General features: G+C 35.6%; 20 protein-coding genes. 10 read left to right on the forward strand and 10 right to left on the reverse strand.

The genetic code is table 11. From position 1 onward, the window contains the following. Positions 1–57 precede the first annotated feature (57 nt). Positions 58–1,011 (reverse strand): FecR family protein, encoded by a 954-nt coding sequence (locus tag K7G79_RS12480; protein ID WP_223551925.1) that lies wholly within the window; start codon positions 1,009–1,011, stop codon positions 58–60. A 66-nt stretch (positions 1,012–1,077) separates the two neighbouring features. Beyond that, positions 1,078–1,650 carry an RNA polymerase sigma-70 factor gene (locus tag K7G79_RS12485; RefSeq protein WP_223551926.1) on the reverse strand — a complete coding sequence of 191 codons (573 nt, stop codon included), beginning with the start codon at positions 1,648–1,650 and terminating at the stop codon, positions 1,078–1,080. A gap of 223 nt (positions 1,651–1,873) precedes the next feature. Between K7G79_RS12485 and K7G79_RS12490 the strand changes: the two genes are divergently transcribed. The 7 genes from K7G79_RS12490 to K7G79_RS12520 all read left to right on the forward strand — a co-directional run bounded on the left by K7G79_RS12490 (position 1,874) and on the right by K7G79_RS12520 (position 8,049). Then, on the forward strand, positions 1,874–2,533 hold the full coding sequence (locus K7G79_RS12490) for a metal-dependent transcriptional regulator (protein ID WP_223551927.1): 660 nt from the start codon (positions 1,874–1,876) through the stop codon (positions 2,531–2,533). Further along, a complete protein-coding gene (locus tag K7G79_RS12495) occupies positions 2,526–3,320 on the forward strand; it encodes a transporter (RefSeq protein ID WP_223551928.1) in 795 nt (264 codons plus the stop codon). Before K7G79_RS12490 ends, K7G79_RS12495 begins: the two co-directional genes overlap by 8 nt. Positions 3,321–3,388: 68 nt before the next feature. Beyond that, entirely contained in the window at positions 3,389–4,294 is a 906-nt protein-coding gene (locus K7G79_RS12500; protein WP_223551929.1) for a metal ABC transporter solute-binding protein, Zn/Mn family, read from the forward strand. Between the two features lie 91 nt (positions 4,295–4,385). Beyond that, positions 4,386–5,123: a metal ABC transporter ATP-binding protein gene (locus K7G79_RS12505; RefSeq protein WP_223551930.1), complete on the forward strand. Its 738-nt coding sequence runs from the start codon at positions 4,386–4,388 to the stop codon at positions 5,121–5,123. A gap of 137 nt (positions 5,124–5,260) precedes the next feature. Then, positions 5,261–6,388, forward strand: a complete 1,128-nt coding sequence (locus K7G79_RS12510) for a metal ABC transporter permease (RefSeq protein ID WP_223551954.1) — start codon at positions 5,261–5,263, stop codon at positions 6,386–6,388. Continuing rightward, positions 6,381–7,541, forward strand: a complete 1,161-nt coding sequence (locus K7G79_RS12515; protein WP_223551931.1) for a metal ABC transporter permease — start codon at positions 6,381–6,383, stop codon at positions 7,539–7,541. The genes K7G79_RS12510 and K7G79_RS12515 overlap by 8 nt, the downstream gene beginning before the upstream one ends. A 148-nt stretch (positions 7,542–7,689) precedes the next feature. Next, the gene (locus K7G79_RS12520; protein WP_223551933.1) at positions 7,690–8,049 is read left to right on the forward strand and encodes a YraN family protein; all 360 of its coding nucleotides are present in this window, start codon (positions 7,690–7,692) and stop codon (positions 8,047–8,049) included. Positions 8,050–8,053: 4 nt separating this feature from the next. On the opposite strand, the gene K7G79_RS12525 is transcribed toward K7G79_RS12520, so the two are convergent. The 3 genes from K7G79_RS12525 to K7G79_RS12535 all read right to left on the reverse strand — a co-directional run bounded on the left by K7G79_RS12525 (position 8,054) and on the right by K7G79_RS12535 (position 13,795). Further along, positions 8,054–9,400, reverse strand: a complete 1,347-nt coding sequence (locus K7G79_RS12525; RefSeq protein WP_223551934.1) for a TlpA disulfide reductase family protein — start codon at positions 9,398–9,400, stop codon at positions 8,054–8,056. Between the two features lie 76 nt (positions 9,401–9,476). After that, entirely contained in the window at positions 9,477–12,890 is a 3,414-nt protein-coding gene (gene mfd, locus K7G79_RS12530) for a transcription-repair coupling factor (RefSeq protein WP_223551935.1), read from the reverse strand. Between the two features lie 386 nt (positions 12,891–13,276). After that, positions 13,277–13,795 carry a ferritin gene (locus K7G79_RS12535; protein WP_223551936.1) on the reverse strand — a complete coding sequence of 173 codons (519 nt, stop codon included), beginning with the start codon at positions 13,793–13,795 and terminating at the stop codon, positions 13,277–13,279. A gap of 221 nt (positions 13,796–14,016) precedes the next feature. Here K7G79_RS12535 and K7G79_RS12540 point away from each other — a divergent pair, with 221 nt between their 5' ends. After that, a complete protein-coding gene (locus K7G79_RS12540) occupies positions 14,017–14,448 on the forward strand; it encodes a TerB family tellurite resistance protein (protein WP_223551937.1) in 432 nt (143 codons plus the stop codon). A 280-nt stretch (positions 14,449–14,728) separates the two neighbouring features. Here K7G79_RS12540 and K7G79_RS12545 read toward each other — a convergent pair whose 3' ends face one another. The 5 genes from K7G79_RS12545 to metG all read right to left on the reverse strand — a co-directional run bounded on the left by K7G79_RS12545 (position 14,729) and on the right by metG (position 21,377). Continuing rightward, positions 14,729–16,855, reverse strand: a complete 2,127-nt coding sequence (locus K7G79_RS12545) for a Tex family protein (RefSeq protein WP_223551938.1) — start codon at positions 16,853–16,855, stop codon at positions 14,729–14,731. An 89-nt stretch (positions 16,856–16,944) separates the two neighbouring features. After that, positions 16,945–17,649, reverse strand: coding sequence for an OmpA family protein (locus K7G79_RS12550; RefSeq protein WP_223551939.1), 705 nt, complete (start codon positions 17,647–17,649; stop codon positions 16,945–16,947). Between the two features lie 10 nt (positions 17,650–17,659). Continuing rightward, positions 17,660–18,130 carry a lipocalin family protein gene (locus K7G79_RS12555; RefSeq protein ID WP_223551940.1) on the reverse strand — a complete coding sequence of 157 codons (471 nt, stop codon included), beginning with the start codon at positions 18,128–18,130 and terminating at the stop codon, positions 17,660–17,662. Between the two features lie 184 nt (positions 18,131–18,314). Next, positions 18,315–19,199 (reverse strand): DUF6268 family outer membrane beta-barrel protein, encoded by an 885-nt coding sequence (locus tag K7G79_RS12560; RefSeq protein ID WP_223551941.1) that lies wholly within the window; start codon positions 19,197–19,199, stop codon positions 18,315–18,317. Positions 19,200–19,241: 42 nt separating this feature from the next. Continuing rightward, complete coding sequence (gene metG, locus K7G79_RS12565; protein ID WP_223551943.1) at positions 19,242–21,377, reverse strand: methionine--tRNA ligase; 2,136 nt, start codon at positions 21,375–21,377, stop codon at positions 19,242–19,244. A gap of 57 nt (positions 21,378–21,434) precedes the next feature. On the opposite strand from metG, the gene K7G79_RS12570 reads away from it, so the two are divergent. Together K7G79_RS12570 and K7G79_RS12575 are read left to right on the forward strand one after the other, a co-directional pair. After that, the gene (locus tag K7G79_RS12570) at positions 21,435–22,463 is read left to right on the forward strand and encodes an LD-carboxypeptidase (RefSeq protein WP_223551944.1); all 1,029 of its coding nucleotides are present in this window, start codon (positions 21,435–21,437) and stop codon (positions 22,461–22,463) included. Positions 22,464–22,643: 180 nt separating this feature from the next. Beyond that, positions 22,644–22,883: a hypothetical protein gene (locus tag K7G79_RS12575; RefSeq protein WP_223551945.1), complete on the forward strand. Its 240-nt coding sequence runs from the start codon at positions 22,644–22,646 to the stop codon at positions 22,881–22,883. Positions 22,884–22,975 lie beyond the last annotated feature (92 nt).

Below are 22,975 nucleotides of genomic sequence, written 5' to 3' on the forward strand. Positions count from 1 at the left end.
TTAATACTTAATGTGCTAAATGATTAGCTTATAGGGTAAGTGGTGGTAACACTTACCCTATTTATTTTCAATGTTTAATCTTATAATGTTGTTTTGTATTGAATAGGTTATTGGTGATGATATTTCGAATAATTCCAATATTTGCTTAATCTCAAGATTATCAAATTCTCCTTTATATTTATAATCAAGAATTTTGCTTGACGTAATATCAAATTTTATATCGTACATCCTTTCCAAATCCTTGATTACCTCTCGCATTGGGGTATCATTATAAATTAATCGTCCTTCTTTCCAAGAGGTATAATTTACAGTGTTTACTTGCTCTACAATCATTTTATCCTCATGCTTAATATAGGTGGCCTTTTGAGATGGTGACAATTCTACAATAGTGTTTTTTCGCTCTTCAATCACTTTTACTTTTCCGGACACTAAGGTCGTTTCCATTTTTTTGTCCTCTGGGTAAGATTTCACATTAAAAGATGTACCAAGCACCTTTATTTTTAAGCCTTCGTTAGTGGTAACAATAAAGGGCTTGTGTTCATCTTTAGTGACATCAAAAAAAGCTTCACCCTTAATGACTACTTCCCTTGTATTCCCCTTAAAATGTTTTGGATACGATAACGCACTGTTCGAATTCAAAATTATTCTTGTACTATCCTCTAAAATAATCTCCTTTTTTTCAGCTTTCTGAGTTGTTACTAAAACCAATGACGTATCGCTTATACTTTTATCACTTAAATGAGTATCATTAAACAGCATGTGCCATGTTAAAACAGATGAGAATATAGCTATTAACATAACGGCCACATATTTTGATAAATGACTTGTCTTTATTTTATACGATGAAGAAACTTTGCTAGCCTCGCTTAAGCTAGACGCAACCTCCTTGGCTTTAAGAATCTCGTACTGCTTCCTTTTTTTAGGATTATTTAGCAACCAATCAACAACAACCTTCTCTTCTTGTGGGGGCAGTTGTCCTTTAATTAGTTTTAATATCTTTTTATTATTCATTTAGATAGCCTTACACTATTAAATACGAGTAAATTCAAAGTACCCCCTAGTAGCTATATGATAAATTTATAAAAAAGGTAAATAATCTTTTAAAGACTTTCTTAAATGCTTGATTGCCTTAGAAATATGATTCTCGACCGTTTTATTGGAAATATCAAGCTCAGATGAAATTTGCTTATGTTTCATCCCTTCAAATCTGCTTTTAATAAAAACCAAGCGACATTTTTCAGGTAGAGATTCTATACTTTCATTTATTAAAGCAACGAGTTCATTCTTAATTATAGTAGACGCTGTATCATTAGTTAAAGCATGAAAGTTTAATAAGTTTTTTTGCTGGATTGAATTAGTTTCAAGAGCTAAAGCGTGCCTTTTACTCCTTAAAAAGTCTAAGCAGGTATTTCTAGTAATTTTAAACAGATATCCTGTGACATTTTTATTCATGTCTATCTTTTCAAAATTATACCAAATCTTCATAAAAACATCCTGCAACACTTCTTCAGCATCTTCAATTGAAGGCACATACTGCCTTACAATTTGCAATAATAAATCATAATGCAAATTATATAACAAGTCAAATAAATCCTTTTTACTGGTTTTATTTAAAGGAATTGTTTTTTTAAACTGTTTTTTGTAGTTCAAGAATAAATTAATTTGTTGCAATATAATAAAAGTTAGGACATCTTGACAACACCAAGTAACTTCTTACTCAATACCAATCTGTAACCGTATAGAACTATGTTGTACTTATGTTGTCATGACAAACGCTAATGAAAAACTAAAAATTACCTACTTAAAAACATTTTTTTTTGCTACATTTGAAAAATTTTTAAGCATACTTAAAAATATTTTAAAGCAATTATAAATGTCTGTAGCCATAGAAAACTTTGTAAAGGCCATTTACAAAAACGGAAAACGCGATAACAACGACACCAAACCAGGAAGTATTGCTAAAGAATTGGGCATTTCTAGTGCTGCTGCAACTGATATGGCACAAAAGTTAGCTGCAAAAGACATTCTGCACTACGAAAAATATCAAGCCTTAAAGCTAACCGAAAAAGGCAATAAAATAGCTCTGAACGTTGTTCGTAAGCACCGTCTTTGGGAATCGTTTTTATTTAAAACCTTCGATATGTCATTACACGACATCCACCGTGAAGCCGAATTGTTGGAGCATCAAACCTCTAATTTCTTGGCCGATAAAATCAGTGCCTATTTAGGGAATCCTAAATTTGATCCACATGGTGACCCTATTCCTAATGCCAATGGAGAAATCACCACGACAGATACCTCCATTATGTTGTCCAATGCCAAAGAAAGCAAAACGTATATCATCTCCCGTTTAATGAGTGATGACAAGGAGTTCTTTGACTTTTGTTCACAACATGGCTTAAAATTTGGCAATACTGTTTTGGTTTCAAAACAGTTCAGCAAAAATAAAATGACACAAATACTAATAAACAATAACACCATCATTTTAAATGAAGATTTTACCTCAATTATTTATGTTAACGAAAATGAATAAAATTACCTTACTAATAGTTGCATTTATACTAACGGTTCCAGTAGTTGCACAAGAAACAGAACATTTACCAGGAACCTTAATAACCGATCGTCCCGATGCAACCGAATCTCCAAATACGGTTCCTGTGGGCTACCTCCAAGTGGAGACCGGAGCCTTTTTTGAAAGTTTTAAAACAGGAAATACAAAGTTTGAAGATTTTACCCTGAACACCTCATTGGTAAGAATTGGGCTTCTTGACAATTTAGAGTTACGCTTAGGATGGGATTTTGTTGAAAGCTCCCTAAAAGTAAACGGTTCAAAATTAGATAATGTTATGAGCGGTTTTAGTCCTATGCTTTTTGGAGCAAAAGTTAATATAGCTAATGAAAAAAAGGGCTTCCCAGAAATCGGACTTATAGGCCATGTGTTCTTGCCATTTACCGCAGGTAAAGATTACAAACCAGAAACCACAGGCATTGATTTTCGCTTTGCTTTTGCCCATACACTTAGTGAAAATTCCAGCTTATCCTATAACATTGGTGCCCAATGGGGTGACGATTCCCCTGAAGCATCTTATGTTTATACCATAGCCTATGGAGTAGGCATTACCGACAAACTTGGTGCCTATGCAGAGTTATACGGTGACCTCCCCGAGAACCATAATGCTAATCATTTTTGGGATGCAGGCTTAACCTATTTAATCTCAGATAGCGTGCAATTGGATGCCACCTTTGGTTCAAGCATTACAGAAGGTCAAGATATTTTATTAAGTGGAGGCGTTAGCTTCAGAATACCAACTAAAAGATAAAAGTAGGAAGACCGAAGACGGGTGCAAACATCTTTTTAAGCTTTTCAATAAAAATAAAAAATAAGGACATGAGAAAAATTATTTTATCAATATCAATTATAATCACACTTTTCAGTTGTAAAAACACCCAAAAGGACAACTCAAAATTAAATGTGGTCACTACGACCACAATGATTACTGACCTAGTTAAAAATATTGGTGGCGACCACATTAACCTACAAGGTTTAATGGGTAGTGGTGTCGATCCGCATTTATACAAAGCCAGTGAAGGCGATGTTAGCAAATTGGCTAATGCTGATATTATTTTTTACAACGGATTACATCTAGAAGGGAAACTAGTGGAAGTGTTTGAAAAAATGAAAAACAAGAAAGCCATTGCTATTGCCGATGCTTTAGATAAAAGTACATTGATTGGTTCTGAATACTTTGCGTCCAATTACGATCCGCACATTTGGTTTAATATCGAGTATTGGAAACAAGCAACTCAATTTGTGGTTAAAAACCTTACTGATGCTATTCCAGAACAAAAAGAGAGCTTTAAAACCAATGGAAGTAATTACATTAAGCAATTAGACGTTCTAAGAAATAAACTTGAAACGGTTATTGAAACCTTACCGAGTGAAAAGCGTATTTTAGTAACAGCACACGATGCTTTCAACTATTTTGGAAAGGCCTTTAATTTTGAAGTGGTAGGACTACAGGGTCTATCGACAGCTACTGAAGCCGGTGTTCAGGATGTACAAAATTTGTCAGCCTTCATTATAGAACACCAAGTAAAGGCTATTTTTGTAGAAAGCTCTGTACCAAAACGTACCATTGAAGCCTTGCAAGCAGCTGTAAGATCGAAAGACCACGATGTTACAATAGGTGGTACCTTATATTCAGATGCCCTAGGTGATGCTGGCACAATAGAAGGCACCTATATTGGTATGTTTGAATATAACGTTAATACTATCGTGAATGCTTTAAAATAAAATATCATCAAAAGCGAAGCGTTGAATCTAATATTTGGTTTTATAATAAGATTCTTTAGTCGTTGTTCCTTTTGAATGACAATATATAAATATGGAAAACAAAATAGCCGTACAAGTAGACGATTTAACAGTAGCCTATAACTACAAACCTGTACTATGGGACATCGATTTAGAAATCCCAGAAGGGGTACTTATGGCTATTGTTGGCCCCAACGGTGCTGGTAAATCCACATTAATCAAATCTATTTTAGGTATTTTAAAACCCATTGCCGGTAGTGTTAGCATTTATGGTAAACCTTATAATAAGCAACGCACCCTTGTTGCCTACGTTCCACAAAAGGGAAGTGTGGACTGGGATTTCCCAACCACAGCTATAGATGTGGTTATGATGGGAACTTATGGTAATTTGGGTTGGATAAGGCGCCCAGGGCAAAAAGAAAAGAAAGCAGCTTTGGAAGCCTTAGAAAAAGTTGGTATGTTGCCGTTTAAAAACCGCCAAATAAGTCAGTTATCAGGCGGACAACAACAACGTATATTTTTAGCACGAGCCTTGGTACAGAAAGCCTCCATATATTTTATGGACGAACCTTTTCAAGGGGTTGATGCCACTACCGAAATTGCTATTATCAACATTCTTAAAGAGCTTCGTAAAGCAGGAAAAACTGTCATTGTAGTTCATCACGACCTTCAAACTGTTCCAGAGTATTTTGATTGGGTCACTTTTTTAAACGTAAAAAAAATAGCAACTGGCCCTGTTAAGGATATTTTTAATGATGATAATTTAACAAAGACCTACGGTATTAATTATAAAGTGAGTGTACAGGAATGACATTCATATCATCCTAACTGTCACAATGAGCTTGCCTACGTGTTATTAGTAGGATTATATATTGAAACTTGAGATTCTGTATAAAATAATTTTTAATAGATTCCACATCAAGTGCGGAAAGACAAAAACAAAGAAAAATAGACCTAACAGAATACATACAATTAGTTTTTACAGATTACACCCTACGTACCATCACGATTGGCACAGCCGTTTTAGGCGCGATAACGGGTATGTTGGGTAGTTTTGCTGTATTGCGAAAGCAAAGCCTACTTGGTGATGCTATTTCACATGCCGCACTGCCCGGCATTGCCATTGCTTTTTTGGTTACTGGAACAAAAGACAGTAACATATTGTTAATAGGTGCTTTGATTAGCGGGCTTATAGGTACCTTTTGGATTCAGGGCATTATCAAAAAAACCCACTTAAAATCCGATACTGCTTTAGGATTGATTTTGTCATTATTCTTTGGGTTTGGCATGCTATTACTCACCTTTATCCAAAAACAACCCAATGCCAATCAAGCAGGATTAGATAAGTATTTATTTGGTCAAGCAGCCACATTAGTGGAAAGCGATGTGTGGATGATGACCCTAGTAACTGGTATTTGTTTGTTTGTATTACTATTATTCTGGAAAGAATTCAAGATTCTTTTATTCGATGCCGATTATACCAAAACCCTTGGGTTTAACGCTAAGTTTATTGATATTTTAATCACTACTTTTATTGTTTTGGCTATTGTTTTAGGCTTACAGACCGTTGGTGTGGTTTTAATGAGTGCCATGCTATTAGCCCCAGCTGCTGCTGCTAGACAATGGACCAACAGCTTGGGACGCATGGTTATCATAGCCGCCATATTTGGGGCATTATCGGGTGTTTTTGGTACAGCGGTAAGTGCAAGTCAAAACAATTTATCTACAGGCCCTGTTATTGTTATCATAGCTGGAATTTTTGTGTTAATCTCCTTTGTGTTTTCACCAAGTCGTGGGTTACTTTTTAAACAAATTCGGTTTATAAAAAACAGGCGGGACCTACAATTGCATAAAACTTTATCTTTTATGTACAACATTGTTAAAACCCATGATGATACATCACATCCGCATGCTATTAAAATCCTAAATAATTTTCAGGGTTACACCAAAGGGACGCTTCAAAAACTGGTTAGAAAAAATTATGTGCGTTTGGATGGCAATCAATGGAGTCTTACCAACGAAGGCTATAATACAGCATCTAATTTGTACAATCAACAATCTAAAACCAATGAGTAGTGCTCAAATAGAAATACAGCTTATCGCCAGCCTAGTTGCCATTGCCTGTGCCATCCCTGGAACATTTTTAGTTTTACGTAAAATGGCCATGATTAGTGACGCCATAAGTCATTCTATTTTACCTGGCATTGTTATCGGCTTTTTTATAACCCAAGATTTAAACTCCCCACTCCTAATTTCATTAGCAGCGGTTACTGGAATTGTCACCGTGGTTTTGGTGGAATACATTCAAAAAACAGGTTTGGTAAAAGAAGATACTGCCATAGGATTAGTTTTTCCAGCGCTTTTTAGTATTGGCGTTATATTGATAGCTAAAAATGCCAATGACGTTCATTTAGATGTTGATGCTGTATTACTGGGCGAACTGGCCTTTGCCCCTTTTGATAGGTTAATCATTTATGGAGTTGATGTTGGCCCAAAATCCTTATGCATTATTGGGTGTATATTATTAACAACCCTTGGTTTGTTATCTGCTTTTTTTAAGGAACTAAAAGTGAGCACTTTTGATGCTGGATTAGCGGCTTCTTTGGGGTTTTCTCCAGGAGTGATCCATTATGGACTCATGTCTGTATCGTCTGTAACCACTGTTGGCGCCTTTGATGCTGTTGGTGCCATATTGGTCGTGGCTTTAATGATTGCGCCAGCAGCCACCGCTTATCTATTGACTACAAATTTAAAGCGCATGCTTGTTTATGCCATGTGCTTTGGAGTTTTTAGTGCCATATCGGGGTACTGGTTGGCTCACCTACTCGATGCCTCAATCGCTGGATCCATTACCACCATGTTAGGGTTTCTTTTTTTTGTGGTGTACTTATTTGCCCCAAGCAAGGGTATCATCGCTGTTTTGTATCGCGAGAAACAGCAACGCACCGAAGTTTCCTTATTAACTTTTTTGCTTCATCTTAAAAACCATCATGAGGAAACCGAACGCCACGTTAACCACTTAAACGAACACATTAATTGGCAAAAAGTACGTAGTAAAACCATATTGGATTTAGCCTTAAAAAATAACATGGTTACCATAAAGAACAAAATTGTTTCGCTCACCGAAAAAGGTAACGATTTTACCACCCAGGCCATCGATTACATTATTACCAACGAAGATGCCCAGATTGAACACATGAAAGATGATTTCTTTTTATTTAGGGGGTAATGTCATTTAAGATGCAACTAAGAATCTATACTTTTTTACTATTTTAACCTTATAAAATCAAAAAGCAATCAAAAAGCAATCAAATAACGTTTAGATTCTTCAGTCGACCTTTGGTCTCCTTCTGAATGACAAAATATAAAACATTCTAATGGCGCAACACAACCAACTCGGTAAAAAAGGCGAACAACTGGCTGTAGACTTTCTACTGAAAAAAGGCTATGAGATTGTAGAACGCAACTTCCGTTTTGAAAAAGCAGAAGTGGATATTATTGCTCAGTACAATGACACACTTGCCATTGTAGAAGTAAAAACCCGCTCCTCGGCTGATTTTGGCAACCCCCAGGATTTTGTAAAACCTAAACAAATTAAAAATTTGGTGAAAGCTGTTGATGAATATGTTACCGTTAACGATTTAGACGTCGAGGTTCGGTTTGATATTATCGCCATTGTTAAAAACGGTAAATCCTTCGAAGTTGAACACTTAGAAAATGCGTTTTATCATTTTTAAATTTCTATAAGTCTTTGGTAAACCAGGCTTTCAAAGCTTCAACATCTTCTGGTTTGGAAATAATTTTCTTGTCCTTGTCCAAAATAAAATAAGTAGGTGTTGCCGTTACACCATAGCTGTTCCCTATCTCATTATCCCATTTACCCTTTCCATAAATATGTATAAATTCAGGGTAGTTCAATTTCAACGTTTTCCATTTAATATCTTCATCTTCAATGGCTATAGCAATAACTTTAACCAATCCTTTTTCTAGTGTTTTTGCAAATGCTTGAAGCCTAGGAATTTCATCCAAACAGTATGAGCAGGTAGTACTCCAAAATACAACAACATAGTTTTTATACTCTGAAAGTTCACTTAATCTTTTAATAGTTTTTTCACCCTCTTTGGTCATTTCAAATGAAAAATCCGGAGCTTCATTTCCAACAGAAGTATCCCTATAAACCACCAACCCATGCAACAAATGTTGATCGTTTAGAGCGACTGCGATATCCATTAAGTAGGTTTCGGCTAGGTAATTAGCTACTGCTTCTTTGTTTAGGTCAACCATCTGTTGCCATAAATCGACTAATAAAATACGTTTTACTTCAAGCGGTGTTGGTTTTATAACCGTACAAAATACATCAATATTATCTTTATAATTGTTGATTTCGTCTTTGGTTTTTGAAAGCATCCCAAAGACATAATTAAGCATTTTCTCTTCTAAAAAACTAGAGCTTTGAAGTATTTTATTGTTAAAATCGATATAATCAAAATAATGGTCTTTTAACTGCTTGACATAAGTTTTAAAATCAACATACTTCTTTGGAATATAAGGTTTATTCGCTTTAATAAATTGAAAAACAATACTGCCCTTAGCTGTTTTTTCGAAATTTTCTTGAGTTTCTTTTTGGGTTTTAAAAATAGCCTTTAAAGCTATAGTATCTTTATTTTGTTGACTATAATAATTTGCTATGGCTTGTGTTACCATGGCCATGCTATTAGTATAAGAAGTCAATAATTTGTTTTCAAAAGACTTTTGAAATGTAACCCCCGTTTCGGCATTAAAAGTTAACTCAACATCTTCCTTGGCGTTGTAGATCACATCGAAATTATAGTCTTCCTGAGGAATGGCATACACTATTTTATATATGCCCTTGGTCATTGTGGAGTCTAATTGAAATTGAAAACTACCATCTTCTTTTATCTCTGAACTGGCAATATAATTTGAAACCGTTGGCATCGATTTATATAAAAGCACCACACTGTAGTCTTCAGCAGGCGAGAACACCCCCTTTATGGTATGTTGGGCCAAAAGCAAACTCGGCAACAAAAAGAATGTTAATACTAAACGTTTCAATTTTATTTTTTTCATCGGTCAGATGTAATTCGCCAATAATAATCTCTACAGATATAAAGATTTGCTATGGTTCGCTTCATAAAATCAACAATTAAGCCACAATAGGTTTTAAAACCTGCAATGCATGTTTAACCGTTTTGATGTTTTCAAAAGTAAGCATTAAACGCAACCCTTTTCTAGTTTGCTTTTCTTTCATTCTGCATACATTGGAATGTGTTTGAACAAACTGTAATACTTTTGTAAATGCAGAACTCTGATAAAAACTACTTTGTTGATCACTAATAAAATATCCAATAAATTTACCTTGTTTCATCACCACTTTTTCCAACCCTATCTTAGTAGCCAACCACTTTATTTGAACACTATTTAATAAATCGGTTACTTGTGGTGGCAATGCTCCAAATCGATCCGTCAAAGACGCTTCAAAAGTATGCAATTCTTCTTCGGTTTTAATATTATTAAGCTGAGTGTACAGATTTAATCGTTCAGTTATGTTATTCACGTAACTATCTGGAAATAACAACTCAAAATCGGAATCGATAGTGACATCCTTTACAAAAACTTTATCTTCTTTTTGGCCTTGATATAGGTCTTTAAATTCATTTTCCTTAAGTTCTTCAATGGCTTCATTTAATATTTTCTGATAAGTATCAAAACCTATTTCATTGATAAAACCACTTTGCTCGCCACCCAACAAATCCCCTGCGCCACGTATTTCCAAATCCTTCATGGCTATATTGAAGCCACTGCCCAATTCTGTAAGCTGCTCTAAGGCCGTAATACGTTTTCTGGCATCTTCGGTCATCGCCGAATACTCTGGTGTGATGAAATAGCAAAACGCTTTTTTGTTGCTTCGCCCAACCCGACCTCGCATTTGGTGCAGATCACTCAACCCAAAATTATTAGCATTATTAATAAAAATGGTATTAGCGTTGGGGACATCAAGTCCACTTTCCACTATAGTTGTGCTTACCAGCACATCGAAGGCACCATCCATAAACGCCAGCATCAACTGTTCCAATTTTTTGCCTTCCATTTGTCCGTGACCAATACCAATTTTGGCATCTGGAACTAAACGCTGAATCATCCCAGCTACCTCCTTTATGTTTTCAATCCGGTTATGGATGAAAAAAATCTGTCCGCCACGCTGAATTTCATAACTTATTGCATCCCTAATGGTTTCTTCATTAAAGCGAACAACATGGCTTTCTATGGGATAACGGTTTGGTGGTGGTGTAGTAATCACCGATAAATCACGAGCTGCCATTAAGCTAAACTGAAGTGTTCTTGGTATAGGCGTTGCTGTTAAGGTTAATACATCTACATTTTCCTTTAAGGTTTTTAACTTCTCTTTTACAGCGACACCAAACTTTTGCTCTTCGTCCACAATTAATAATCCCAGATCCTTAAAATTCACATTTTTATTCACCAGTTGGTGTGTGCCAATAATAATGTCTACACCACCTTTTTCAAGGCCCTCTAAAGTCAATCTTTTTTCTTTAGCCGTTCTAAATCGATTAAGATAGTCTACATTTACAGGAAAATCTTTTAACCGCTGTGAAAAGGTTCGGTAATGTTGATACGCCAAAATAGTTGTGGGGACTAAAACGGCAACTTGTTTACCATTATCAACTGCTTTAAATGCCGCCCGAATGGCCACTTCTGTTTTACCAAATCCTACATCGCCACATACCAACCGATCCATTGGACGTTCACTTTCCATATCAGCTTTAATATCGGCTGTCGCCGTACTTTGGTCGGGCGTGTCTTCATAAATAAACGAGGCTTCCAACTCGTGTTGCATATAGCTGTCTGGATGGTATTGAAATCCTTTTTCGGTCTTACGCTTGGCATACAGCTTAATCAAATTGAATGCAATATGTTTGACTCGTGTCTTGGTCTTTTCTTTTAGGGTTTTCCAAGCATTGCTTCCCAACTTGTAAATTTTGGGAGGTTTGCCATCCTTGCCATTAAACTTCGTGATTTTATGTAGTGAATGGATGCTTAAATACAAAATATCACGCTCTCCATAAATAAGCTTTATTGCTTCTTGTTTTTTTCCTTCTACGTCAATTTTTTGAAGCCCTCCAAAACGGCCAATCCCATGATCAATATGGGTTACATAATCGCCTATATCTAAATTGGTTAGCTCCTTTAATGTAATGGCCTGTTTTTTGGCATAACTGTTTTTTATATTAAACTTATGGTAACGCTCAAAGATTTCATGATCGGTATAGCACACTATTTTATTATCGTGGTCTATAAACCCTCGGTATAAGGATAAAATAACTGTTTTGTATTGCTTGACATCTAAATGAGCATCGTCAAAAATATCATGAAATCGCTTGGCTTGTTGTTCGCTTATACAAGCAATATAATTGGTATAGCCTTTATCGTTATTAGCATTTAAGTCCTCAATAAGTAGATTGAACTGTTTGTTGAAGGACGGTTGGGGAGTGCTGTTGAATACTATTATATTCTCATTACGAGGAGCTTGCGACGTGGTAATCCCATCTTTTGACAAAGATTGCTTCATTTCATTCGCAATGACGCTCCTGCTAAAAAAAGAAGTGCCTCCAAACTCAATAACCGAAAAACCCAATAACTGTTTTTTAAGTTCCTGAGAATCGCAAAACAGTTCATTGGGTTCTACATGTTTTATATCAGAAGACAACTTTTTAAAGGCCTCTTCGGCTTTGGTATAAAAATCGTCTATTCTTGAAAATAGTAAATCGGCATTTTTTAGACCTATTATCGTCTTTTGGGCAATGTAATTTAAAAAACTTTGTCGTTTTTCATCCAAAATTTTATTGGCAACATTGGGAATAATATTGATCTTTTTAATCTGGTTTAAGGAAAGCTGTGTTTCCACATCAAAAGTCCGTATACTATCAACCTCATCACCAAAAAACTCAATGCGATAGGGTTCATCATGTGAAAACGAAAAGACATCAACAATACCTCCCCTAACGGAAAACTCGCCAGGTTCGGTTACAAAATCCACACGCTTAAACCGATATTCAAACAGGACTTCATTAATAAAATCGATGGACAAGCTTTCTCCAACCGAAATATTTAAGGTATTACGTTCCAACTCTCTTCGGGTTACTACTTTTTCAAAAAGAGCATCGGGATAGGTAACAATTATAGCTGGTTTTTTTTGGGAGTTGATGCGGTTTAACACCTCAGCACGTAATAGCACATTGGCATTATCGGTTTCCTCTATTTCGTAAGGCCTTCGGTAACTCCCAGGATAAAACAACACATCCTTATCATTAAGCAGTTGTTCTAGATCATTCAGGTAGTGGGCCGCTTCTTCCTTATCGTTGAAAATGAGCAGAAAAGTCTTTTCAGCATCCTTAAAAACACTTGATATTACGAAAGAAAATAACGAACCAACTAAGCCTTTTGCATGTGTTTTTTGTTTGGGATGGACAATAGCAGTCTGCAGATTTTGCGTTTGCAAAGCCTGTGCAAAAGTTTGGGAGAGGGTAATTTTACTCACCTAATGTTGTTTTGGATTGCAAAGATAATATTTCAAACCGATTATATAATGCTTAAAAAGAACCCTATCAACCTAGAAACAAAATTTATTAAAAAAGCGAACCTTTTGAGTTCGCTTTTTTATGCTACTTTTTTTAGCAAATCGAAACACGGACATTTTTTACAACGCTTCATGTCACACTTCTTATATTTTTTACAGCAACTCGTTTTTACATTACATGAAGTAATAAGCCCCAATTGCTGTAGTTTTTTAATCTTTTTCTTTTGCTTCTTTTTTCCCAAACCTTATAGGTAATAAGAGACTGTCCAAATTTCAAAACAGCTTCTAGAGATTTATCACAAAAGTATGTTATTTTTATTAAATCTAAATAAGATTAGGTGTTAAATTTATTCTCTATTATCCATTGAAGCAGAATTCACTGTTAGATTCACAATATCCCTGTCAAATAAGTATAAACCTCCTTTATCATTTCCAATAAGGTTTATTTTATCCAAAATAGTTCTAGCCATGGCTTCTTCTTCAATTTGTTCAGACACATACCATTGCAAGAAATTATGTGTGGCATAATCTTTTTCCTGAAGGGTAATATGTACCAAATTGTTAATACTTTCGGAAACAAAAACTTCATGCTCGAAAAGCTTTTCAAACATTTCCTTAAAGGATTCGAACGTAACATTAGGAGCCTTTAATTCCGAAATATGGGCATGTCCACCACGTTCGTTCACGAACTTAACCAATTTAAGCATGTGATCACGTTCTTCATTGGACTGATCGTACATAAATCCTGCAACGCCTTCCAAACCTTTTACCTCGGCCCAACATGCCATAGCCAAATAAATTTGCGAAGATTCTGCCTCAATACGAATTTGATCGTTTAGTGCCTTTTCTATAGATTTTGATAACATGATATTGTTTTTTTCAAAGTTACGGAAATATTTAGCTTATGTAAAATCTTTCGGTCATTACCTTTACCTAAAAATGTGTTAAAATTCTAGTTGTTTTTTATCAATTAATTTCAAAAAAACAATGAAAAAAAGCCTCGGAGTATCAACCAAAAAATTAAAAATTCAGCTTAGTTTGTTAAAAAAAATATGTACGTTTGCAGCATTAATAAAGAATAAAAAATATGTCTATTTCAGATTTATTTGATAGTGGATTTAAAAAACGTAATGAGGATCATTTTGCTGCAATTGTGCGTGTAGCCATGGACGATGGTGTGATTACTGATGAAGAAAAAGCATTTTTGGATCGTTTGGCTCGCAATTTAGATATTAGTGATACAGAATATAAAACTATCTTAAAGGATTATCAATCGCATCCCATCAATCCGCCTGTATCTTACGACAGTCGTTTGGAACGCTTATATGATTTAGCTCGAATGGTATATGCTGACCATATTAGGGATGAGCATGAAGAAGCCTTGCTTAGAAAGATTGCAGTTGGGCTAGGGTTTCATGCAGTAAATGCAAAATACATAGTTGATAAGGCGCTAACATTAGTGCATAATGGTGCAGACCTAGATACTTTTATGGACCAAATAAAAAATATGAATAGATAATAATAGTAGAACTATCATACAATTAAAAGCGTCCAATGGTGTTGGACGCTTTTTTTATGGGAAAATTTGAATGTTTTTTGAGAACCAATTTTAAAAAGTAAAGATAGAGCCGTTGAAAAGTAAAAAATTGATTAAAAGATTTTTGACATAACACTCGAAGTATCCTTAAGGCGGACAAGATTTCTTTTTGAATTAATTTTTGAGCTAAAACAGTTGTATTATATAATGAATAGGTTCAAATCCTGCAATTTTAGCAATGAATGTGTCACTGTTTTGAAACCTATTTATGCAACTTCAACTGAATTCTCTTTCGTGGCACATCAATCTCCAATACTTTTACAATAATTTGTTGGTGCAAATGTACATGGTCGTTCACATCTTTTACAAAGCTATCCGAGAGGTTGGACACATGGATCAAACCACTTTCTTTAATACCAATATCGACAAAAGCACCAAAATTGGTAATGTTGTTTACAATACCGGGCAGTAATTGGCCTGCATGTAAATCGGTAATCGTCTTGATGTTTTGATTAAAGGTAAACACCTTGGCCTGCTCCCGAATGTCCAATCCGGGTTTTTCAAGTTCCTTGGCAATATCTTCCAATGTAAGTAGACCAATGGTTTTGGCACAATAGGCTTTTAAATCGATTTGTTTGATGAGGCTTACGTTACCGATTAAGTCCTTTACTGTTTTGCCCCAATCCTTGGCCATTCGCGCAACTAAACCATAACTTTCGGGATGTACCGCCGAATCATCCAACGGATTGTCGGCCTCCTTAATTCGTAAAAAGGCTGCACCCTGTTCAAAGGCTTTATCGCCCAAACGGGGCACTTGTTTGATTGCTTCACGGGATGCAAATGCTCCATGTTCGCTTCTATAGTTTACGATATTTTCAGCCAGTTTAGGCCCTATTCCCGAAACATAACTTAATAAGCTTTTGCTAGCAGTATTAAGGTTTACGCCAACGGCATTTACACAGTGCTCTACGACCTTATCTAGCGATTTTTGGAGTTTATTTTGATCAACATCGTGTTGGTATTGCCCCACCCCAATGGATTTAGGGTCTATTTTCACCAATTCGGCCAAAGGGTCTTGTAAGCGCCTTCCAATGGACACCGCACCACGAACAGTAACATCATAGTTGGGAAACTCCTCACGGGCTATTTTTGAAGCTGAATAAATACTCGCTCCAGCCTCACTCACCACAAACACCTGGATATCATTTTTAAATCTAATCTTTCTAATGAGTGCTTCGGTTTCCCGTGATGCTGTACCATTACCAATGGCAATGGCTTCTATTTTATAGGCATCACTAAGCGAACTGATTTTTTTCATCGCCCCCACACTATCATTCTTTGGTGGATGTGGATAAATGGTTTCGTTATACAACAAACCGCCTTGGGCATTTAAACACACCACCTTACAGCCCGTACGATATCCTGGATCGATGGCCAATACCCGTTTTTCACCTAAAGGGGAGCCTAACAGCAGTTGCTTTAGGTTTTTTGCAAAAACGGTAATGGCTTCATCATCAGCTTTGGCTTTGGCAAGTTGCAGGGCTTCGTTGCTTAAAGACGGTAACAACAAGCGTTTATAAGCATCTTTAATGGCCAACTGAATGTGTTCTGCACAATCATTGTTAGATCGCATCAACCGGAGTTTCATTTTATCCAAAGTCCGCTCATCGTCAATTTCTATTTTGGTTTTGATAAACCCTTCAGTTTCTGCACGCAAAATAGCTAATAAGCGGTGTGAAGGGATGCGGCTTAGGGATTCGTTCCAGTCGAAATAATCCTTGAATTTTTGTGCTTCTTCCAAAGCAGCTTTGTCTTTTACGGCTTTTGTAGAAATGCTTGCAAAGTGCTCTAATTGGTAACGGATGTTGTTCCTAATATCGGTCCTCTCATTAATCCACTCGGCAATAATATGGCGCGCGCCTTCCAAAGCATCATCAGTAGAACTTACCTCACCTTTCACATATCTATAGGCAACCAATTCAATATCGTTGGCATTCTGAGCCATCATGATTTTTGCCAATGGCTCCAATCCGTTTTGTCTAGCCTTTTCGGCTTTGGTCTTTCGGCTCTTTTTGTAGGGTAGATAGAGATCTTCTAAAGCAGTTAAATCTATTGTCGCCTTAATTTTTTTCTCTAATTCTGAAGTTAAAATGTCTTGTTCAGTTAAAGCTTTCAATATGGTGTCCTTGCGCTTTTCCAAAGCTTCAAATTGCTCCTTGAATTTTACAATTTCACCAATTTGAACCTCATCTAAATTGCCTGTGCGTTCTTTTCGGTAACGGGAAATAAAAGGAATGGTGCAGGCTTCATCAAGTAAGTCAACAGTATTTTTAACCGACTTTTCTGGAAGTTGGCTATGGGAAACAATATAAGAAATAAGGGCTGTCATGGGTATAAACTAATAAAGAGCGAAAATAACAAAAACAAAAAAGGCTATCCAAAAACAGATAACCTTTCTTTCATCATCAATCAAACAATCTACTCGCCTGCTTGTTTTTTAGCGTCTTCAATCATTTTTTCATTTGGTAAAATCGCTACGTTAACACGTCTGTTCTTTGCTCTTCCTTCAACGGTTGAGTTATCGTGCATAGGTTGTGTTTCTCCAAACCAACTGGTCGTTAAACGTGATGAGTTCACACCGTTATTCGTAAAATAATTGGTTACAGCATAGGCTCTATTCTTAGAAAGTGTCATATTATAATCGGCATCCCCGGTACTATCTGTATGCCCTACAACCAATATATTGGTATCCGGAAATTCCTTAAACACGCCTGTTAATTTATTCAATGTGGTTTGTGAGGTGCTATTAATGTTATATTTATTGGTGTCGAAATACACCCCACTGCCTTCATCGAAAGTCACAACAATACCATCATCGACACGTTCTACTTGAGCTCCAGGTATTTCTTCTTCAATCTTTTGGGCCTGTTTATCCATTTTAGCGCCAATCAGTACACCAGCAGTACCACCAACTACACCGCCTATTACGGCTCCTAACTCACCATTACCGCCTTTACCTACATTGTTACCTATTATGGCTCCCAATACAGCGCCACCTGCAGCACCAATTACGGCTCCCTTTTGTTTGTTATTTGCATTTTGAACCGCTTTACAGTTGGTAAAACTGATGGTTAAAACACCTGCTAAAACTAATATTCCTATCTTTTTTATAATTGTTCCCATATTTTAAGTCTTATTGTTTATTGAAATTCATGTTAATCATAAATGGCTTGCCGTCTACATAAATCGTTTGTTGCCATTGCATGTTCGTATCGGACAAACTGGTCAATTTTAATCTGAAGCCTTGATTGGTTTCAGACTTACCCTTTTCATTTGTTGGCTTCAACAAGAAATTATAAAGTCCTGTTTTCTCATCCATTTCTTGAATTGTAAAATTGAAATAGCGTATTCCTGTTGAGCAGCCAGCATTAACAATATTATAAGTACCTGTATTGTTATTAGGCACAAAGCTCCACGAACTACCCTCAAAACAATCTTTTGAAACATCATTTAACAAGGTAACATTATAAGTTCCTAAAAGACTATAATTTATAGTATTTAGCACCCAATCACCTTTTATTACTTTTTTAGATTCACGTACCGTTCTTGATGTTCCGCAAGAAAACAATCCCACAGAAATTATGAGTATCAATAATTTTTTCATAAAGTTGATTTTAATATCAAGAATAATCTTATTGGTATTCTACAATGGTTAATCATACATATTTACGAAGACGAGAAATTCTATAGATGTTAAAAAAGTTATAAATATTTTAAAATATTCATAATCAATTAATTGAAGTATTAAAAACTTTAATACAAACTATTATACTAAAGCTACAGAAGACTTAATCAAAATAAATTCGGTAAATAAATTCAACTTTTGCAAATAAAGTGCCATTCATTTTTGGATTCAATCGTGTCCTATCATCTCCAAAGGCAAAAGCTATAAATTTAAAATTAACTTTATCTCCATTTTCAAAGACTTTATGTTCGTTGTGTGCATATCCCAGTTTAAGTCTAAGTAAAACATTTTTATATAATTTATTGAATTGAAGATAACCAGCAAACTCCCAGCGATTTTGTTCTACATATGTATTTAAACTGTTTTCAGGTTCCAAATTGTAACTTCTTTCAATCCCAAAGTAGTCAAAACCTAAAGAAACCTTGCCATAATTATAATTTAAATTGGCTGCCACTGGCAAGGATATATCTGCTTCAAATTTGTCATTAGGCGAAACAAAATAAAATCCCAATATGGGCGTAAAAGTCATCCCAAATGCTTCACTGGAAGTATAAAGTCCATATCGGTAAAATAGATTTTTGCTTTTTTTCTTTTTAAGAATTGCAAATCCTCCAATGTAAAAGTCATCAGAGGTTATAGAGGAATAATCTGAAGCTACTTTTGGCAACAAAACTATGGTACAATTCCATTTTTCAGAAAAATTGCTAACAATTCCTACCCTTAAGGTCGTACTGTAAAGATTCGTTCTATCAGTATCAGAATAAAGCATTAAATTGTTGAAATCAAAATTTAAACCACTAAGGAATGTGTATTTTTGATTAATCACTTTTGGAAATATTAATCCTGCTTCCAACGTATTTACAGTAGTACTTTCTGAAGAATTTTCAAACTTAGAATCGAAAGAATAAGCATAGCTTAGCTTGACTAAATCAGCATAGTTTTGAGAGCATGCTGCGATAGGTAATAATAGAAATAATAAAACCTTCATCAATATTATTTTACTTTTAAAGGTAAAATAATTAATTGAAAATCAGCTTATTTTCAATCCATTAGATGCAGTAGTATCATCAGGATTAACAAAAATTAGTTTCCCTTCTGGGGTTTCGGTCATTAAAATCATCCCTTGACTTTCCACACCACGCATGGCTCTTGGAGCAAGATTTACTAAAACAGTTACTCTTTTCCCAACAACTTCCTCGGCAGTAAAGCTTTCTGCTATTCCAGACACTATGGTACGCACATCAATACCTGTATCGACTTTAAGTTTGAGTAACTTTTTAGTTTTCGGCATTTTTTCGGCTTCCAAAATCGTCCCTACTCGAATATCCAACTTGGTAAAGTCCTCAAAAGTAATGGTATCTTTTTGAGGTTCTACCCTTTTATTAACTGCCTCATTAACTTTTTTACTGGCTTCCAATTTATCGAGCTGCTTTTGGATGGTTTCGTCTTCAATTTTAGAGAACAATAATTCTGCTTTGCCTATTTGATGTCCTGCAGACAATAGTACTTCTTTGGTTGAAATATCGTTCCAAGTTAAACCGTCATTGCGAAACTCATTTTTATGAGTTGAAGCAATCTCTTTACTTGATGAGATAACTACGTCGCTTTGCTCCTCATTATGATGCATTCTTAATATTGCTTTTAATTTTTCCGAAGTAAATGGTAAAAAAGGTTCACTAAGGGCCGCTAAAGCCGAAGCGATTTGAAGTGCGACATACATGATTGTCCTGGTACGCGCTTCATCTTCTTTAATCTTTTTCCATGGCTCTTCGTCGGCTAAATATTTATTCCCCAAACGGGCTAGATTCATCAATTCCTGTCCTGCTTCCCTAAAACGGTAACGTTCAATGGAGCTTGCAATAACATCTGGGTAAGCTCGCAGTGCTGCCAAGGTTTCTTCATCTATTGGTGTAAACTTAGAAGGGTCCGGTACCACACCTTTGTAATATTTATTTGTTAATACTACAACACGGTTTATAAAGTTTCCAAATATAGCTACCAATTCGTTATTGTTCCTTGCTTGAAAATCCCTCCAAGTAAAATCGTTATCCTTAGTTTCTGGTGCATTTGCATTTAAGGCATAACGTAATACATCTTGTTGTCCAGGAAATTCTTCCAAATATTCTGGTAACCAAACCGCCCAATTTTTAGAGGTTGATAACTTATTGCCTTCTAAGTTTAAAAATTCATTGGCTGGAACATTATCTGGTAATATGTAACTACCTTCAGCTTTTAACATCGCCGGAAAAATAATGCAGTGAAACACAATATTATCCTTTCCTATAAAATGTACTAGTTTGGTGTTTTTGTCTTTCCAATACGGTTTCCAATCCTTACCTTCTCGTTCTGCCCATTCTATGGTTGACGAGATATAGCCTATTGGTGCATCGAACCACACATACAAAACCTTACCCTCACCTCCTTTTACGGGGACTGGAATGCCCCAATCAAGGTCGCGTGTCACAGCACGTGGGCGCAAACCGTCATCAATCCAAGATTTTACTTGTCCGTACACATTGGGTTTCCAATCTTTTTTATGGCCATCTATAATCCACTCTTTTAAAAAATCTTCATGCTTATCTAAAGGTAAAAACCAGTGTTTGGTCTGTTTTAAAGTTGGTGTATTACCTGTTAATGTCGATTTCGGATTAATTAAATCGGTAGCATTATGGCTGGTACCACAGTTCTCACATTGGTCGCCATAACTTTCTTCGTTTCCACATTTTGGACAGGTCCCAATAACAAATCGATCTGCCAAAAACTGATTGGCCTGTTCATCGTATAACTGTTCGGTAGTTTCCTCGATAAACTCACCTTTATCATATAATGTCTTAAAAAAATCTGATGCTGTTTTATGATGAATCGGTGCTGATGTACGGGAATAATTGTCGTATGTAATACCAAAATCTTCAAACGATTTTTTAATAATACCATGATATTTATCGACAATGTCCTGTGGTGATACGCCTTCGTTCTTGGCCTTAATGGTAATAGGGACACCATGTTCATCACTACCTCCAATAAAAGCAACATCATGGCCTGTTAAACGCAAATAGCGTGCATAAATATCTGCAGGTACATATACTCCTGCCAAATGTCCTATATGAATGGGGCCATTGGTATAAGGCAATGCGGTGGTAATGGTATATCGTTTTGGTTGACTCATCAATACTAAATTTACAAGCCGTAAAAGTACACATTTTAAGAGCCATTTAGAAAAAAAATGTACATTTACAATATGTCTAAAATCTCATTAACAATCCTGCTGTGTTGCACGTTCTTTTTATTCAAAAAAGAATCTGTTGCTGCACAAGAACTGCTAAATAAAACAACAACCTTGAAACGACCACCATACCTTAAAATAGGAGATACAGTTGCTATTGTAGCTCCTTCTGGGATTTTAAAAAACCGAACTAAAGAAATTGAAAAATCTAAACATTTGCTTAAAAGCTGGGGGTTGAATGTGGTTGTAGGAAAACATGTGTTTAACCAAGCCAATCACTTTGCAGGTACTGATGATGAACGTTGTGATGATCTACAAAAAGCCATGGATGATCCAAAAACCAAAGCCATTTGGTGTGCTCGTGGCGGTTATGGTACTGTAAGGATTTTAGATAAACTCAACTGGACAAAATTTAAAGAAACCCCAAAATGGGTTATTGGATATTCCGATATTACAGTACTGCACAACCAAATCCATAATGAAGGCATAGAAAGCATTCACGCTTTGATGTGTACCAGTTTACAAGATGATTTAGCCGAAATTGAACAATCTATTTCAACCTTTAGGGAGGCTGTTTTTGGCAAACCATTAAGCTATATCTTAGAAGGTTCGGAATACAATAAATCAGGCTCTAGTTCTGGACAATTAGTTGGTGGCAACCTAACCTTGTTACATACTATGTTAGGTTCTAAAACCAGTATTGATACATCAGGGAAAATTCTGTTTATTGAAGAACTAGGGGAATATAAATACCATATCGACCGCATGCTACAAAGTTTAAAGCGTGCAGGATATTTTGATAATTGCAATGGACTAATCGTAGGTGATATGACCAAGCTTCGAAGAAACACTACGCTTTGGGGTACTTCCATACAACAACTTATTTTAGATGCTTTGTCCAATTATAACTTCCCCATAGCTTTTAACATGCCCGCCGGACATGAAAAAGATAACAGAGCACTAATTTTAGGAAGAACAGTTAAGTTAACAGTAAATGATCAACAGGCTATGGTGACTTTTGAAGAATAAAATAGGTCTCGCCAGATACAACTCCTTAATTTACAGTGTTTTTCGTCCTTTAAAAATTACACTTCGTAGAACAGTCGTTGATTGAACGGTAAAATACTGAAAATCAACTATTTTTTTTAGGACTTAAATCGTTATGCCATAATCTTGTAGTGTAATAATTTTAGAAAACCCCAAATTATCATGAAAACATTACAATCATTATTCGCAGTTATTTTGCTTTTATTATCCTTTAATGCAAAAGCAGACGACATGACCCTAAACACCAACTTAAATCTGTTTAATCCAGATGTACGTAAATGTTTAGTAGAAGCCTCAAAAGCTGAAGGTTGGGAATTAAAATCTGTTTACCTTAATGCCAAACATGAAATCGTTATGATTTTTGACAAAGGCGAAGAAACTAAAATTTATAAGAGCAGATAATTACTAAAATAATTCAAGAAACCAAATACTGGTAGGTGTAAAATGAAGCCGTTAACTTAAAATCTGATTTTTCTAGATTTCAGTTGAGTATA

This window comes from Aestuariivivens sp. NBU2969, from assembly GCF_019931125.1.
Taxonomy (GTDB): Bacteria; Bacteroidota; Bacteroidia; order Flavobacteriales; family Flavobacteriaceae; genus Aestuariivivens; species Aestuariivivens marinum.

Bases quoted from the DNA above. Each gene is read 5' to 3' on its own strand.
- K7G79_RS12480 (WP_223551925.1), bottom strand. From the start codon at position 1,011: ATGAATAATAAAAAGATATTAAAACTAATTAAAGGACAACTGCCCCCA.
- K7G79_RS12490 (WP_223551927.1), top strand. From the start codon at position 1,874: ATGTCTGTAGCCATAGAAAACTTTGTAAAGGCCATTTACAAAAACGGA.
- K7G79_RS12495 (WP_223551928.1), top strand. From the start codon at position 2,526: ATGAATAAAATTACCTTACTAATAGTTGCATTTATACTAACGGTTCCA.
- K7G79_RS12500 (WP_223551929.1), top strand. From the start codon at position 3,389: ATGAGAAAAATTATTTTATCAATATCAATTATAATCACACTTTTCAGT.
- K7G79_RS12505 (WP_223551930.1), top strand. From the start codon at position 4,386: ATGGAAAACAAAATAGCCGTACAAGTAGACGATTTAACAGTAGCCTAT.
- K7G79_RS12515 (WP_223551931.1), top strand. From the start codon at position 6,381: ATGAGTAGTGCTCAAATAGAAATACAGCTTATCGCCAGCCTAGTTGCC.
- K7G79_RS12520 (WP_223551933.1), top strand. From the start codon at position 7,690: ATGGCGCAACACAACCAACTCGGTAAAAAAGGCGAACAACTGGCTGTA.
- K7G79_RS12525 (WP_223551934.1), bottom strand. From the start codon at position 9,400: ATGAAAAAAATAAAATTGAAACGTTTAGTATTAACATTCTTTTTGTTG.
- K7G79_RS12535 (WP_223551936.1), bottom strand. From the start codon at position 13,795: ATGTTATCAAAATCTATAGAAAAGGCACTAAACGATCAAATTCGTATT.
- K7G79_RS12540 (WP_223551937.1), top strand. From the start codon at position 14,017: ATGTCTATTTCAGATTTATTTGATAGTGGATTTAAAAAACGTAATGAG.
- K7G79_RS12545 (WP_223551938.1), bottom strand. From the start codon at position 16,855: ATGACAGCCCTTATTTCTTATATTGTTTCCCATAGCCAACTTCCAGAA.
- K7G79_RS12550 (WP_223551939.1), bottom strand. From the start codon at position 17,649: ATGGGAACAATTATAAAAAAGATAGGAATATTAGTTTTAGCAGGTGTT.
- K7G79_RS12555 (WP_223551940.1), bottom strand. From the start codon at position 18,130: ATGAAAAAATTATTGATACTCATAATTTCTGTGGGATTGTTTTCTTGC.
- K7G79_RS12560 (WP_223551941.1), bottom strand. From the start codon at position 19,199: ATGAAGGTTTTATTATTTCTATTATTACCTATCGCAGCATGCTCTCAA.
- metG (WP_223551943.1), bottom strand. From the start codon at position 21,377: ATGAGTCAACCAAAACGATATACCATTACCACCGCATTGCCTTATACC.
- K7G79_RS12570 (WP_223551944.1), top strand. From the start codon at position 21,435: ATGTACATTTACAATATGTCTAAAATCTCATTAACAATCCTGCTGTGT.
- K7G79_RS12575 (WP_223551945.1), top strand. From the start codon at position 22,644: ATGAAAACATTACAATCATTATTCGCAGTTATTTTGCTTTTATTATCC.